We start from the raw sequence: 12,720 nt of genomic DNA, 5'->3' as shown, positions 1-12,720 counted from the left end.
ATGCCCTCCGTTTCCCTGGTTACCGTTCACGGGGCACGGGCCGGACGGCGGCCCGCACACCCCACCGTGAACGGAGGAGACGGGTGGCACAGGAGATGCGCGCGGCGCTGTTCGACCGGTACGGGCCGCCGGAGGTGATCTACCAGGGGCGCCTGCCGGTGCCCGACCACGGCGACGACCGCGTCCTGGTGCGGGTGCTGGCCACCAGTGTCAACGGCGGCGAGCTCTCGGGGCGCTCGGGCGCACTGGGCCCGCTGGGCGGCCTGGTCATGGGCGGGCCGCCCCGGCGGCTGGGCCTGGACTTCGTCGGCGACGTGGTCGCGGTGGGCGCGAACGTGCGCGGCGTCGGGGTCGGCGAACGCGTCTGGGGCCTGCTGCGCGGCTTCGGCGCCGCGGCCGAGTACGTGGCGGTGGCGCCCGACCGGATCGCCGCCGTCCCCCGGGGCATGGACCCGCTCCAGGCGGTCGCGATCCCGGTGGCCACCACCACCGTCACCGCCCTGCGCGACAAGGCGCGGCTGCGCCCGGGGGAGCGGCTGCTGGTGCGCGGCGCCACCGGCGGCGTCGGTGTGAGCGGGGTGCAGCTGGGCAGGGCCTACGGCGCGCACGTCACCGCCCTGGCCCGGGCCGAGCACCTGGACCTGGCCCGGGAGCTGGGCGCCGACGAGGCCTTCGACTACCGCACCACTGCCCCGGCCGACCTGGGCCGCTTCGACGTCGTCCTGGACACGGTGGGCACCGGCCTGCCCGCCTACCGGGCCCTGCTGGCCCCGGGCGGGCGGATGGTCGCGGTGTCCTTCGACCTGGACCGCCCGCTCCGGTCCCTGGGGTACATCCTGGGCTCGGCGGTGCACGGCCGCGGCCGGGTGCGGTTCTTCAGCGGGAACCCGCGCCGGGACCTGCTGGAGGAGGTGGCCCGCCTGGTCGAGGCCGGCGACCTGCGGCCGGTGGTGGACCGGGTGTTCCCGCTCTCGGACCTGGCCGGGGCGCATCGTGCGCTGGAGGCGGGCGGCGTGCGCGGCAAGGTGGTCGTCGACACGACCGCCTGAGCACCGAAGTGGTCGTGCGTTTCGGGGCGGAAGTGGCCCTGTTCGGGGGTCCACCCGGCTCCTAACGTGAAGGCATGCACTCGACCACCGAAACCGTTCCGGGCCGGGGCCCGCAGGCCCCGGCCGCCCCGGACCCCGCGTCCGCGCCCCTGTCCGCCACCGACCGGACCCGGCTGCGCCGGGGCAGGCACAAGCAGCGCGAGGACCGCGCCGAGCTGTACGCCCTGCTCGACGAGGGCCTGTTCTGCCACCTGGGCGTGGTCGTGGACGGCGCCCCCCGCGTGATGCCCACCGCCTACGGGCGCATCGGCGACACCCTCTACCTGCACGGGTCCACGGGGGCGCGGTCGATGAACGCCGACGGCGAGGTGTGCGTGACGGTCACCCTCGTGGACGCCCTGGTGCTGGCCCGGTCGGCGTTCCACCACTCGGTGAACCACCGGTCGGCGATGGTCTACGGCCGCCCGCGGGTGGTGACCGACCCGGACGAGCGCACGGCCGGGCTGCGCGCCCTGACCGAGCAGATCGCCCCGGGCCGCTGGGCGGAGATCCGCGAGCCCGACCGCAAGGAGATGGCGGCCACCCGGGTGCTGGCGCTGTCCCTGGCCGAGGCGTCGGTGAAGGTCCGCACCGGGCCGCCGGGGGACGAGGAGGAGGACATGGACCTGGACGTGTGGGCCGGGATCGTCCCCGTCCGGCAGGTGTACGGCGAGCCGGAGCCGGACCCGCTGCTCAAGCCGGGCATCGGGGTCCCGCGCCACCTGCGGGAGCACCGCTCGCCCGCCTGACCCCGGGCGGGGCGGGAACCTCCCGGAATCCGTGCGAGTGGAGGACACCAAGTGGCCTCCACCCCCGCGAGAGTGGGGTCACCGAAGCGGAACGCGCGAGACGAGGGAGCGACATGACCGTTCTGGTGACCGGTGCGACGGGGACCGTGGGGCGCCACCTGGTGCGGTGGCTGGCCGACCGGGGGCACCCCGTCCGGGCGCTCACCCGCCGCCCCGACCGGGCCGACCTCGGCCCCGGGGTGGAGGTGGCGGGCGGCGACCTCACCGACCCCGCCACGCTGAAGGACGCCTTCGCCGGGGTGGACGGCGTCCACCTCATCACCTTCGGCGGCGACGACGGGGCCGAGCTGGCCGAGGCCGCCGGCATCGTCGAGCTGGCCGTCGCCTCCGGGGTGCGGCGCGCCACCGTCCTGGGCGCCTTCGGCGGCAGCCCGATGGAGGACGCCGTGCGCACCGACCGCCTGGAGTGGACGGTGCTGGCCCCGATGGAGTTCATGTCCGGCGCCCTGGAGTGGGCCCCCGACGTGCGGGAGGCGGGCGCGGTGCGGACCCTGGCCGCCTGGCCCAGCGCCGTGGTCCACGAGGCCGACATCGCCGCCGTCGCGGGCGCGGCCCTGACCGAGGGCGGCCAGGGCGGCCGCGACCTGGTCCTGACCGGCCCGCAGGCGCTCACCCCCGCCGAGCGGGCGCGCGACCTGGGGGAGGCGCTGGGCACGGAGGTCGGCTGGGTGCACCTGACCGAGGACCAGGAGCGCGAGCGCCTGCGCTCCCAGGGCTTCCCCGAGGATTACGTCGAGTTCGGCGTCGCCCTGGCCCTGGGCCCGCCCGAGACGGCGGGCCGGGTGCTGCCCACGGTGCGGGAGGTCACCGGGCGCCCCGCGCTCACCTTCGCGCAGTGGGCGCGCGAGAACGCCGACGCCTTCCGGGCCTGAGCCGGTGCCGGGCGGCCTCAGGGCCGCCCGGCCTCACACCGGGACGGCCTCGACCAGCGTGTTCCCTGAGGGCGCGGGCAGCGTGCGCACCGACTCCAGCGCGAACCCGGTCCAGGCGCACAGGGCCTCGAAGCCGGCCCGGGTGCGCTCCCGGCCACCGGTGTTGACCAGCATGTTCAGGTCGCTCAGGAACGGCACCGGCGGACCGGCCGCGCCGGGGCCGTCCGGCAGCATCGGCTCCACCAGCAGCAGCCGGCCGCCGTCGGAGACCGCTTCCCGGCAGCGGGACAGGATCGTCGCCGCGCGCTCGTCGTCCCAGTCGTGGACGATGCTCTTGAGCAGCATCACGTCCCCGGCCGGCAGGGAGCGGAAGAAGTCCCCGGCCACCACCGAGCACCGGTCGGCGACCCCGGCCTTCTCCAGGACCGCCGGGGCGCGGGCGGCGCCGCCGGGCGCGTCGAACAGCACGCCGGCCAGGTGCGGGTGGCGGGCCAGCACCGCCGAGATCAGCGTGCCGTCGCCGCCGCCCACGTCCACCACCGTGGAGAACGGCGCGAAGTCGTAGGCGTCGGGCAGCACCCGGGCGGTGCCGCGGGTGCCGTCGGCCATGGCGGCGTGGAACATCTCCGCCCGGTCGGGGTGCCCGTCCAGGTGCTCGAAGAACGACGTGCCGTGCACGCGCTCGAACGCCACCGAGCCGTCGCGCACGCTCTGCGGCAGCTCCCGCCAGGAGTCCAGCAGCAGCGCGTCGGTGTAGAACCGGGCGATGGCCGCCCGGGAGTCGGGGTGGTCGGTGCGCAGCAGGTGCCCGGCCGGGGTGAGGGCGTACCGGCCCGGGCCGGTCTCGGCCACCAGCTCCACGGCCTCCAGCGCCCGCAGCAGGCGTTCGAGGGTGTCGGCGCGCGCGTCCAGGGCGCGGGCCAGCTCGGCCACGGTCGCCTCCCCCTCGCCCAGGGCGTCGGGCAGGCCCAGGCGGACGGCGCCGCCCACGAGGTGGGCGACCATGCCGCCGAACAGCATCCCGCCCAGGGTGCGGTGGGCGCGGGCTTCCTCGCTCGTGTCACCCAACGGGTTCACTCCTCGCTTCCGGTGCGGTGGGGGAGCACCGCGACCGGGACGGTGGCGGTGTGCAGGACGCCCTGGCTGACCGAGCCCAGGAACATGCCCTGGACGCTGCCGCGGCCCCGGGAGCCGACCACGATGAGGTCGGCCTGCGCCCCGGCCTCCACCAGGGCCTCCACCGGGTTCTTGCGGGTGCGCACCACGGACACGTCCACGTGCTCGACGGTCTCGTCCATGACCTCGGCCAGGACCCCGGCGACGATCTCCTCCGACTGCCGGTCCAGGAAGTCCTCGGGCGGGGTCCATCCCGAGGCGATCAGCGCCTGGGACGCGAACGGGGTGGGCGCCTCCCAGCTGTTGACCACGGTCACCTCGGAGTCCGTGATCCGGGCCGCCTCGTGCAGGGCGAAGTCCAGGGCGTGCTGGGAGTCCAGGGACCCGTCGACGCCGACCACGATGCGCCGGGGCTCCAGGGGCACCGGGCGGCCCTCGGCGGGCCGGGGCACCACCACGACCGGGCAGGCGGCACGGGCGGCCAGGCGGATACCCGCCGACCCGGCCAGGGCCGCGCGGACCGGGCCGAAGCCGCGCGAGCCCACCACGACCAGGTCGCCGGGGCCGGACCGGTGCAGCAGCGCCGCCGGGGGCTCCTCCAGGGCGAGGTCGGTGAGGACCTCCACCCCGGGGCGCAGCCCGCGGGCGTGGTCCGCCTCCTTCTCCAGGATGCGCCGGCCCTGCTCGGAGATCTCCTCACTGGGAGGGAACCGGGTGCGCCCGGCGTAGACGCTCACCACGACCGGCATGGACAGGGCGTGCACCACCTTCAGCGGCCACCCTCTCCGCTCGGCCTCGGCGCAGGCCCACTCCAGGCCCGCCCGCGCCTCCGCGGAGCCGTCCACGCCCGTCACCACCGCCGGTGCGCGTCCCTGGTCGTCGGTCATCGCTGCCGCCTCCTTCGCCCCTGGCGCCCCGTTCCGCGCCCTGAGAGGAGTGTGCCCCACGGGCGGTACGGGAACCGGGACCGCGGCTGGTGTGGCGGAGAACTCGGGCGCCCGGGGGCGGGGCACGGGTCAGCCGTGCGCGCGGTCCCCCGCCCCGGAGGTCCGGACCGCGTGCTCCTCGGCCCAGGCGACCAGCGGGACGAGCCGGGCGGTGACCTCGTGCCCGGCCTCGGTGAGGCTGTACTCCACGTGCGGCGGCACCACCGGGCGGGCGTCGCGCAGCACCAGGCCCTCGGCCTCGAAGGAGCGCAGGGTGCGGGCGAGCATCTTCTCGCTGACGCCGCCGATGCGGCGCAGCAGCTCGCTCCAGCGCAGCGGCCCCTCGCGCAGCGCCACCAGGACCAGGACGCCCCACTTGGAGGTGACCTCGCCCAGCAGGCGGCGGGACGGGCAGTCGGCGCTGAACACCTCGCCCTTGGGAAGACCTCCGGTCATGCTCACCCCGCCAACCTACCCGCAGGCGGCCCCGGGCGCGCGGGAGGGACGGCGGGGCGGACGACGGGGCCGGCGGCCGGGGCGCGCGCGAGCCCCGCGGACCCCGCGGGGCGGCTAGTGTCCGGTAGACGGGACGGGAACGGTCCCGGGCCCGGCAGGGCCAGCGAAGAGAAGGAAGCCCCGGCTTGCAGACGAACACCCCGGCCCCCCGGGACCCGAGCACCGATCAGCGGACCATGCCCCCGTGGCTGCCCCGCGCGGTCCTGATGGTCATGTGGACCGTCACGGCCTTCGGCGTGGCCCTGTGGCTGTTCCTGGAGCTGCAGGGGCTCATCGTCCTGCTGCTGATCTCCCTGTTCCTGGCGCTGGCGCTGGAACCGGCCGTCAACTGGCTGCACCGGCGCCACTGGCCCCGCGGCCCGGCCACCGGCGCGGTCATGCTGCTGGTGGTGCTGGCGACCGGGGTGTTCCTGAGCATGCTCGGTTCCATGCTGATCGGGCAGGTGCTGTCCCTGGCGGCCGAGACGCCCCGGATGCTGCGCGCGACGCTGGTGTGGGCCAACGCCACCTTCGGCACCGACTACTCGCCGACCAACCTCATGGAGTCGGTGACCAGCGCCAGCGGGGTGGTCCAGCAGTACGCCTCCCGGATCGCCGACAACGCGCTGGGCGCGGGGTCGACCCTGCTGGGGCTGCTCTTCAACGGGCTGGCGGTCGCGCTGTTCACGTTCTACCTGTGCGCCGACGGCCCGCGCTTCCGCCGGGTGATCTGCTCGGTGCTGCCGCCGCGCACCCAGCGCGAGGTGCTGCGGGCCTGGGAGATCGCGATCGAGAAGACCGGCGGGTACCTGTACTCGCGGGCGCTGATGGCCCTGGTCTCGGCCATCGCGCACTACCTGGTCCTGGCGGCCCTGGACGTGCCGTTCGCGTTCGCGCTGGCGCTGTGGGTCGGGGTGCTGTCGCAGTTCATCCCCACGGTCGGCACCTACGTCGGCGGGCTCGTCCCGGTGCTGGTGGCGCTGCCGCAGGGGCCCTGGACGGCGGTGTGGGTGCTGGTGTTCGTGGTCGTCTACCAGCAGTTCGAGAACTACGTGCTCCAGCCGCGCATCACCGCCAGGACGCTGGACATGCACCCCGCGGTGGCCTTCGGGTCGGTCCTGGCGGGCGTGGCGATCATGGGGGCGCCGGGCGCGCTGCTCGCCCTGCCGATGGGCGCCAGCCTCCAGGCGTTCCTGGGGTCCTACATCCGGCGCTACGAGGTGGAGGAGCACCCGCTGCTGAGCGCTTCGGAGGAGCCGGCGGAGGCGGCGGACGGTGAGCGGGACGAGCCGCCGCCGGGCGGTGCGGAGGGGCCGGAGGAGGGCTCCGGCGGGGACGGCGGCGCTTCCGGGGCGACGGACGCCGCCTCGGGCCCGACACCCCCCTGACACCCTGACCTCCTGACTAACCTTGAGGTGGGTACCTGATAAAAAGGTGGGTACCGGAACCTTGGAATGTGCCTCCCACCTGCGCGGTTGTCCCAGGGCAGCGACCGGGGACGTCCCGGTCCGGCAAGGGAAGGACCATCGCTCATGTCCGTCGTCATCGTGGGTGCCACCGGCCACCTGGGCCGCCTCACCGTGGAGGAGCTGCTGGAGCGGGGGACCCCGGCCGAGGGGATCGTCGCGGCGGGCCGCGACGCCGGGCGCCTGGCCGCGCTCGCCGAACGCGGGGTGCGCACGGCGCGCGTCGACCTGGACGACCCGGCCACCCTGGCGCCCGCCTTCGCCGGGGCCGACACCCTGCTGCTGATCTCCACCAGCGAGCCGGGCCGCCGGGTGCCCCAGCACCGGGCCGCGATCGAGGCGGCGGCCGCCGCCGGGATCGGGCACATCGTCTACACCAGCGCGCCCCGGGCCGACGACACGGTGCTGGTGCTGGCCCCCGACCACAGGGCCACCGAGGAGCTGCTCGCCGCCTCGGGGATCGCCCACACCGTCCTGCGCAACAACTGGTACCACGAGAACTACGTGCCGCAGCTGCACGCCGCCCGCGACCACGGGGAGTTCAGCGGCAGCGCGGGGCAGGGACGGGTGCCCAGCGCCGCCCGACGCGACTTCGCGGCGGCCGCCGCCGCGGTGCTCGCCGACCCGGCGTCCCACGCGGGCGCGGTGTACGAGCTGACCGGCGACACCGCCTGGACCTACGCCGAGCTGGCCGACACGCTCTCGGCCGTGCTGGGCACCGAGGTCGTCTACAAGGACCTGTCGACCGAGGAGCACGTGGCCTCCCTGGTCGGCGCCGGTCTCGACGAGGGGACGGCCTCCTTCGTGGCCGCCCTGGACGGCAACATCCGCGACGGCGCGCTGGGGGAGCCCACCGGCGACCTGCGCCGCCTCATCGGCCGCCCGGCCACCCCGATCGCCGACACCCTGCGCGACCTGCTCTGACGGATCGCGCGGCGGGGCCGGCCGGATTCCCGGCCGGCCCCTTCGTGCCTCACCGCCGCTTCAGCAGGGTCCGCATGTGCTCCATGTACGCCTGGGCCTGCTCGCGGTCCGCGAACCGCGGCGGCGCCTCCGGGAGGTCCGGCCTGCGTTCCGCGGGCAGCAGGGCGTACGCCTTCACCAGGTCGGCGTGGATCCTGTCGCACTCGCGTTGCAGCGCCTCCAGCACGCGCTCCTCGGCCGCCGCCAGCTCCTGCCGGGTCCCGTAGGCCGGGGGCTCGCCGCCTGACCTCTTCCCGAACCACCGTTTCAGTCCCATGGGCCGCCGCTCCCTTCCCGATGTCGCGGCGGCCCATTATTCACCCCTCGGCTCATTCACCCCTCGGCCAGGACGCGCTGGGCGATGCGGAACGCCGAGTTGGCGTCCGGGACGCCGCAGTAGATCGCGCTCTGCAGCACGACCTCCTTGATCTCCTGCTCGCTCAGCCCGTTGCGCAGGGCCGCGCGCACGTGCATGGCGAACTCCTCGTGGTGGCCGCGGGCGATGAGCGCGGTCAGGGTGATCATCGACCGGCTGCGCCGGTCCAGGCCCGGGCGGGTCCACACGGTGCCCCAGGCGTAGCGGGTGATGAACTCCTGGAAGTCGGCGGTGAAGTCCGTGGTCGCGGCGACCGCCCGGTCCACGTGGGCGTCCCCCAGCACCTCGCGGCGCACCGCCATGCCCGCCGCGCGCACCTGCTCCTGGGTCGGGGAGCCCGGATCGGCCGAGGCGGCGGAGGGCCCCGCGAAGTGTCCGCGCAGCAGGGCGGCGACCCGGTCCGGGGCCTCGGCCGGGGCCAGGTGGGCCACCCCGTCCAGGACCTCGACCCGGCCGCGGCGCACCCCATGGGCGAGGGCCTCCAGCGAGGCGGGCGGGGTGGGGCCGTCCTCGGCGCCCGCGACCGCGAGCACCGGCGCGGTGACCTCCCCGAGCCGGTCGCGCACGTCGAACCCGGCCAGGGCCTCGCAGACCAGCGCGTAGCCCTCGGCGTCGGCGTCCTGGAGCACGTGCAGCAGCGAGGCGACGACCGCCGGCTCGCGCTCGGCGAACCCGGGGGCGAACCACCGCTTCGCCGACGCCTCCACCACGGCCGGGGTGCCCGAGGCGCGGACCGTCGCGGCCCGCTCGCGCCACCCCTCGGGCTCGCCGATGCGCGCCCCCGTGCACAGCAGCGCCGCCGAGCGCACCGCCTCGGGGGAGTCCAGCAGCAGGTGCAGGCCCACGGCCCCGCCCACGGAGTCGCCCGCGTAGCAGAAGGAGCGGTCGGCGTCCCCGCGCGCCGCGGTCACCCCCCGGGCGAACGCCAGCACCCCGGCGGCCAGTTCGGCCAGGGTGAACGGCGCGTCCGCGGCCGGGGCGCCGCCGTGCCCGGGCAGGTTCCAGCCCACCACGTGGAAGGCGTCGCCGAGCCGTTCGGCGGCCGCCGACCACAATGCCGCGGCCGAGGTGCCCAGCGAGGGGCCCACGAGCAGCAGCGGCCGGTCGGGCCCGCCGGCGAGTTCGACTCCGGTGATGTGCGGGATGGTCATGTGTCGGTCTCCATGAAGCGGTCGGCGCGGACCAGGACGGCGTCGACGAGCGCGTCGGCGGCGCCCGCCGTCCCCTCCGCGGGTTCGGTGCCGGCGCCGGCGAACGCGGCGACGGCGCGGGCCTCGGCGGCCAGCCCCTCGCGGGCCCCCTCGGCGGTGGCGGCCATCCGGTCGGCGTCCACCCGCAGGCCCGCCAGCAGCTCCCCGGTCTGGGAGGCCGCCACGGCGGTGCGCCGGGCCAGGGTGCGCAGGGCCGCCCACTCGGCGTGCCAGGCCCCGTCCGGGCGCTCGTCCACGGCCAGCGCCGAGGCCAGGTGCAGGGTCGAGGCCAGCGGGGGAGCGGCCAGGGCCGCCCGCCGGACGAGCACCGACAGCACCGGGTTGCGCTTGTGCGGCATGGTCGAGGAACCGCCGCGCCCGTCGGCGGCGGGCTCGGCCACCTCGGCGATCTCGGGCCGGGACAGGGTGGCGACGTCGGCGGCCAGCCTCCCCCAGGCGTCGGTGCAGGCCACCAGGGCGTCGCCCAGGGCGGTGACGGTGCCGCGCGAGGTGTGCCAGGGCGGTGCGGGCTCCAGCCCCAGCCGCCGCGCGGTCGCGGCGGCCAGGTCCGTCGCCGCGGCCACCGGGTCGGCGGCGCCGCGCGCCCGGGCCAGGTCCACGACGGCCGCGAGGGTCCCGGCGGCACCGCCGACCTGCACCGGGAACCGGAGCCGGTCCAGGGCGTCGGCGGCGTCCAGCACCCCGCCCAGCCATCCGGCGGCCTTGAGCCCGAAGGTGGTGGGCACCGCGTGCTGGGTGAGGGTGCGCCCCGCCATCACCGTGTTCCGGTGGGCGTCGGCCAGCCCGGCCAGGTGGCCGGCCTGGCGGCGCAGCTCCGCGCGCACCTGGGCGACGGTGTCCCGGGCGCACAGCACCAGCGCGGTGTCCACCACGTCCTGGCTGGTCAGCCCGCGGTGCACCCAGGCGGCGCCGGGGCCGTCGGCGCGTTCGCGCAGCAGCCGGACCAGGGCGATGACGGGGTTGCCGCCGCCCTCGGCGGCCCGGGCCAGGCCGGGCAGGTCGTCGGCGCCGACCAGGCCGGAGAGGTCGGCCGCGGCCGGGGCGATCCCCGCCCCGGCCAGCGAGTCCGCCCAGGCCTGCTCGACGGCGACCATGGCCGACAGCCAGGCGCGTTCGGTGAACAGGTCGCCCGCGCGCTCGTCCCCGGGCCAGAACAGGTCGGTCATGGCGTCCGCGTCCGGTACCCGGCCAGGTCCAGGAACACGGTCTCGCCCTCGCCCTGGAGGCGGATGTCGAACACCAGCCCCTGTGCGTCGCGGCGGGCGACCAGGGTGGCGCGGCGCTCGGCGGGCAGCGACGCCAGCAGCCGGTCGGCGGCCAGCGCCGCGGCGTCGTCGGGCAGGTAGGCGCGGGTGAACAGCCGGTCCGTCAGCCCGCGCGCGAACACGGTGACCGCGAAGAACGCCGCCGCCCCGGGTTCGGTGGGCCCCGGCTCCAGGGTGCTGAACGTGTACCGCCCGTCGCGGCCGGTCGAGGCGCGCCCGAACCCGGTGAAGGTCCACCCGTCCCGGCGCAGCGACCCCGGCTCGCGCGGCACGGAGCCGTCCGGCCGGGCCTGCCAGACCTCCACCAGGGCGTCGGGGACCGCGTTCCCGGCGCCGTCGGTGACGAGCCCGGTCAGCCGGACCGCTCCGGCCGAGCCCGGCGGCACGAGGTCGCGGTCGCCGTCGTAGGGCAGGCCGTAGTGGAAGAACGGGCCGACCGTCTGTCCCGGGGTGGCGCGCAGCCGCGCCCCCTCGCTGGTGGTGCTCACGCGCCGTCCCCTTCCTCTTGCTCCATGAGCGTGCCGTGCGCGCCGCCCAGGACGATGTCCCACCGGTACCCGGTCGCCCACTCGTGCGTGGTCAGGTCGTGGTCGTAGGCCGCCACGAGCATCTCCCGGTCCCTCGGGTCGGTGACCGACTGCAGGATCGGGTCCAGCGCGAACAGCGGGTCGCCCGGGAAGTACATCTGGGTGACCAGCCGCTGGGCGAACTCCGTCCCGAACAGCGAGAAGTGGATGTGCGCGGGGCGCCAGGCGTTGTGGTGGTTGCGCCACGGGTAGGGCCCCGGTTTGATCGTCTGGAACCGGTAGTACCCGTCGTCGTCGGTCAGGCACCGTCCCGCGCCGGTGAAGTTGGGGTCCAGCGGGGCCGGGTGCCGGTCGCGTTTGTGCACGTAGCGGCCGCCCGCGTTGGCCTGCCAGATCTCCACCAGCTGGCGGCGCACCGGCCGCCCGCGGTCGTCGGTGACCCGGCCGGCGACGACCATGCGCTCGCCGATCGGCTCGCCCGACCCGCCGATGGTCAGGTCGGCCTCCAGCGGGTCCACGTCGCGCTCGCCGAAGCAGGGGGCCCAGCGCTCGACGGTCTCGGGGTCGGTGTGGTGCGGGTCCTTGGTGGGGTGGCGCAGCGCGCTGCTGCGGTAGGGCGGGTAGTCCAGGGCCGGCTGGGGCGCGGCGCCGCGGGCGCGGGCCTCCTCGATGGCGGCGATCTCCTCGCTGACCACCGACTGGGGCTCCAGGCCGGACGCCGTGACGGGGGTGCTGTTCATGGCGGGAGGCTACGGCCGGGGGCGGGGTGGCGTGGCTCTCCTTTCCGCTCAGTGGAAGAATGTTCCCCATGGCGGGGAACACCGGTACGCCCGGGGCGACCGTGGCCGGAAGGGTCATGGCGGTCCTGGGCGCCTTCGACGAGCACCACCGGCGGCTGTCGCTGTCGGCCATCGCCCGGCGCGCGGGGCTGCCGCCGCCCACCGCGCACCGGCTGGTCGGGGAGCTGGTGCGCCACGGGGCGCTGGCCCGCGAGGAGGGCTCCTACGTGGTGGGCCGCCGCCTGTGGGACATCGGACTGCTGGCGCCGGTGCAGACCACGCTGCGCGAGGCGGCCTCGCCGTTCCTGCACGACGTGTACGCGACCACCCTGGCCACCGTGCACCTGGCGGTGCGCGACGGCGACGAGGTGCTGTACCTGGAGCGGATGGCGGGCCGGGCGTCGGTGCCGGTGGTCAGCAGCGTGGGCTCCACCCTGCCGATGCACTGCACCGGGGTCGGCAAGGTGCTGCTGGCGTACGCCCCCGAGGACGTGCGCGCCCGGGTGCTGGGGTCGCTGCGCCGGGTCACGCCGTACACCGTCACCCAGCCCGGGGTGCTGCTGCGGCAGTTGGAGCGGGTCCGCCGCGAGGGGTACGCCACCACGGTGGAGGAGATGACCCTGGGGGCGTGCTCGGTGGCGGTGCCGGTGCGGCGGGGCGAGGAGGTGGCGGCGGCGATCGCGGTCGTGGTGCCCGCGCTCAAACGCGACCGGGGGAGGCTGGTCACGGCCCTCCAGGTGGCGGCGCAGGGCATCTCCCGCAGGCTGTGACCTTTCACCTGCGGTTTTTCACTGAGCGGAAGGAAGGGTTCCGCATTCGGGGCTGTG

The 12,720-nt window shown here is 76.1% G+C and carries 14 protein-coding genes; 6 read left to right on the top strand and 8 right to left on the bottom strand.

Translation table 11 applies throughout. The features are described 5' to 3' along the window. Positions 1 to 95: 95 nt before the first annotated feature. The 3 genes from KGD84_RS19735 (at position 96) to KGD84_RS19725 (ending at position 2,769) form a co-directional block, all read left to right on the top strand. A complete protein-coding gene (locus KGD84_RS19735) occupies positions 96 to 1,049 on the top strand; it encodes an NAD(P)-dependent alcohol dehydrogenase (protein ID WP_220565857.1) in 954 nt (317 codons plus the stop codon). A gap of 74 nt (positions 1,050 to 1,123) precedes the next feature. Beyond that, positions 1,124 to 1,837: a pyridoxamine 5'-phosphate oxidase family protein gene (locus KGD84_RS19730; RefSeq protein WP_220561884.1), complete on the top strand. Its 714-nt coding sequence runs from the start codon at positions 1,124 to 1,126 to the stop codon at positions 1,835 to 1,837. 113 nt (positions 1,838 to 1,950) lie between these two features. Then, positions 1,951 to 2,769 (top strand): NAD(P)H-binding protein, encoded by an 819-nt coding sequence (locus KGD84_RS19725; protein ID WP_220561883.1) that lies wholly within the window; start codon positions 1,951 to 1,953, stop codon positions 2,767 to 2,769. A gap of 33 nt (positions 2,770 to 2,802) precedes the next feature. On the opposite strand, the gene KGD84_RS19720 is transcribed toward KGD84_RS19725, so the two are convergent. The 3 genes from KGD84_RS19720 to KGD84_RS19710 all read right to left on the bottom strand — a co-directional run bounded on the left by KGD84_RS19720 (position 2,803) and on the right by KGD84_RS19710 (position 5,267). Continuing rightward, positions 2,803 to 3,837 carry an ArsR family transcriptional regulator gene (locus tag KGD84_RS19720; RefSeq protein ID WP_255646676.1) on the bottom strand — a complete coding sequence of 345 codons (1,035 nt, stop codon included), beginning with the start codon at positions 3,835 to 3,837 and terminating at the stop codon, positions 2,803 to 2,805. 5 nt (positions 3,838 to 3,842) lie between these two features. Beyond that, complete coding sequence (locus KGD84_RS19715) at positions 3,843 to 4,772, bottom strand: universal stress protein (RefSeq protein WP_220561882.1); 930 nt, start codon at positions 4,770 to 4,772, stop codon at positions 3,843 to 3,845. A gap of 129 nt (positions 4,773 to 4,901) precedes the next feature. Continuing rightward, positions 4,902 to 5,267 carry a winged helix-turn-helix transcriptional regulator gene (locus KGD84_RS19710; RefSeq protein ID WP_220565855.1) on the bottom strand — a complete coding sequence of 122 codons (366 nt, stop codon included), beginning with the start codon at positions 5,265 to 5,267 and terminating at the stop codon, positions 4,902 to 4,904. Positions 5,268 to 5,503: 236 nt separating this feature from the next. Between KGD84_RS19710 and KGD84_RS19705 the strand changes: the two genes are divergently transcribed. Beyond that, positions 5,504 to 6,694 carry an AI-2E family transporter gene (locus tag KGD84_RS19705; protein WP_220565854.1) on the top strand — a complete coding sequence of 397 codons (1,191 nt, stop codon included), beginning with the start codon at positions 5,504 to 5,506 and terminating at the stop codon, positions 6,692 to 6,694. Between the two features lie 144 nt (positions 6,695 to 6,838). After that, a complete protein-coding gene (locus tag KGD84_RS19700) occupies positions 6,839 to 7,696 on the top strand; it encodes an NAD(P)H-binding protein (protein WP_220561881.1) in 858 nt (285 codons plus the stop codon). A 49-nt stretch (positions 7,697 to 7,745) separates the two neighbouring features. On the opposite strand, the gene KGD84_RS19695 is transcribed toward KGD84_RS19700, so the two are convergent. From KGD84_RS19695 to pcaH, 5 genes are read right to left on the bottom strand one after another with little or no spacing between them, the layout of a single operon-like run. Beyond that, complete coding sequence (locus KGD84_RS19695) at positions 7,746 to 8,012, bottom strand: hypothetical protein (RefSeq protein ID WP_220561880.1); 267 nt, start codon at positions 8,010 to 8,012, stop codon at positions 7,746 to 7,748. A 56-nt stretch (positions 8,013 to 8,068) separates the two neighbouring features. Then, positions 8,069 to 9,262 (bottom strand): bifunctional 3-oxoadipate enol-lactonase/4-carboxymuconolactone decarboxylase PcaDC, encoded by a 1,194-nt coding sequence (gene pcaDC, locus KGD84_RS19690; RefSeq protein ID WP_220561879.1) that lies wholly within the window; start codon positions 9,260 to 9,262, stop codon positions 8,069 to 8,071. Beyond that, the gene (locus KGD84_RS19685) at positions 9,259 to 10,488 is read right to left on the bottom strand and encodes a lyase family protein (RefSeq protein WP_220561878.1); all 1,230 of its coding nucleotides are present in this window, start codon (positions 10,486 to 10,488) and stop codon (positions 9,259 to 9,261) included. The genes pcaDC and KGD84_RS19685 overlap by 4 nt, the downstream gene beginning before the upstream one ends. Continuing rightward, the gene (gene pcaG, locus KGD84_RS19680) at positions 10,485 to 11,075 is read right to left on the bottom strand and encodes a protocatechuate 3,4-dioxygenase subunit alpha (protein ID WP_255646675.1); all 591 of its coding nucleotides are present in this window, start codon (positions 11,073 to 11,075) and stop codon (positions 10,485 to 10,487) included. The genes KGD84_RS19685 and pcaG overlap by 4 nt, the downstream gene beginning before the upstream one ends. Continuing rightward, positions 11,072 to 11,854 (bottom strand): protocatechuate 3,4-dioxygenase subunit beta, encoded by a 783-nt coding sequence (pcaH, locus tag KGD84_RS19675; protein WP_220561877.1) that lies wholly within the window; start codon positions 11,852 to 11,854, stop codon positions 11,072 to 11,074. Before pcaH ends, pcaG begins: the two co-directional genes overlap by 4 nt. 68 nt (positions 11,855 to 11,922) lie before the next feature. Here pcaH and KGD84_RS19670 point away from each other — a divergent pair, with 68 nt between their 5' ends. Then, positions 11,923 to 12,663: an IclR family transcriptional regulator gene (locus KGD84_RS19670; protein ID WP_255646673.1), complete on the top strand. Its 741-nt coding sequence runs from the start codon at positions 11,923 to 11,925 to the stop codon at positions 12,661 to 12,663. Positions 12,664 to 12,720: the final 57 nt, after the last annotated feature.

The organism is Nocardiopsis changdeensis (assembly GCF_018316655.1).
GTDB lineage: Bacteria > Actinomycetota > Actinomycetes > Streptosporangiales > Streptosporangiaceae > Nocardiopsis > Nocardiopsis changdeensis.
The sequence above is the reverse complement of the archived record's forward strand: the minus strand, read 5'-3'. Positions and strand labels throughout refer to the sequence as shown.

Coding starts and splice junctions, on each gene's coding strand:
- KGD84_RS19695 (WP_220561880.1), bottom strand. CDS start 8,012: ATGGGACTGAAACGGTGGTTCGGGAAGAGGTCAGGCGGCGAGCCCCCG.
- KGD84_RS19685 (WP_220561878.1), bottom strand. CDS start 10,488: ATGACCGACCTGTTCTGGCCCGGGGACGAGCGCGCGGGCGACCTGTTC.
- KGD84_RS19725 (WP_220561883.1), top strand. CDS start 1,951: ATGACCGTTCTGGTGACCGGTGCGACGGGGACCGTGGGGCGCCACCTG.
- KGD84_RS19705 (WP_220565854.1), top strand. CDS start 5,504: ATGCCCCCGTGGCTGCCCCGCGCGGTCCTGATGGTCATGTGGACCGTC.
- KGD84_RS19735 (WP_220565857.1), top strand. CDS start 96: ATGCGCGCGGCGCTGTTCGACCGGTACGGGCCGCCGGAGGTGATCTAC.
- pcaH (WP_220561877.1), bottom strand. CDS start 11,854: ATGAACAGCACCCCCGTCACGGCGTCCGGCCTGGAGCCCCAGTCGGTG.
- pcaDC (WP_220561879.1), bottom strand. CDS start 9,262: ATGACCATCCCGCACATCACCGGAGTCGAACTCGCCGGCGGGCCCGAC.
- KGD84_RS19700 (WP_220561881.1), top strand. CDS start 6,839: ATGTCCGTCGTCATCGTGGGTGCCACCGGCCACCTGGGCCGCCTCACC.
- KGD84_RS19715 (WP_220561882.1), bottom strand. CDS start 4,772: ATGACCGACGACCAGGGACGCGCACCGGCGGTGGTGACGGGCGTGGAC.
- KGD84_RS19730 (WP_220561884.1), top strand. CDS start 1,124: ATGCACTCGACCACCGAAACCGTTCCGGGCCGGGGCCCGCAGGCCCCG.
- KGD84_RS19670 (WP_255646673.1), top strand. CDS start 11,923: ATGGCGGGGAACACCGGTACGCCCGGGGCGACCGTGGCCGGAAGGGTC.
- KGD84_RS19710 (WP_220565855.1), bottom strand. CDS start 5,267: ATGACCGGAGGTCTTCCCAAGGGCGAGGTGTTCAGCGCCGACTGCCCG.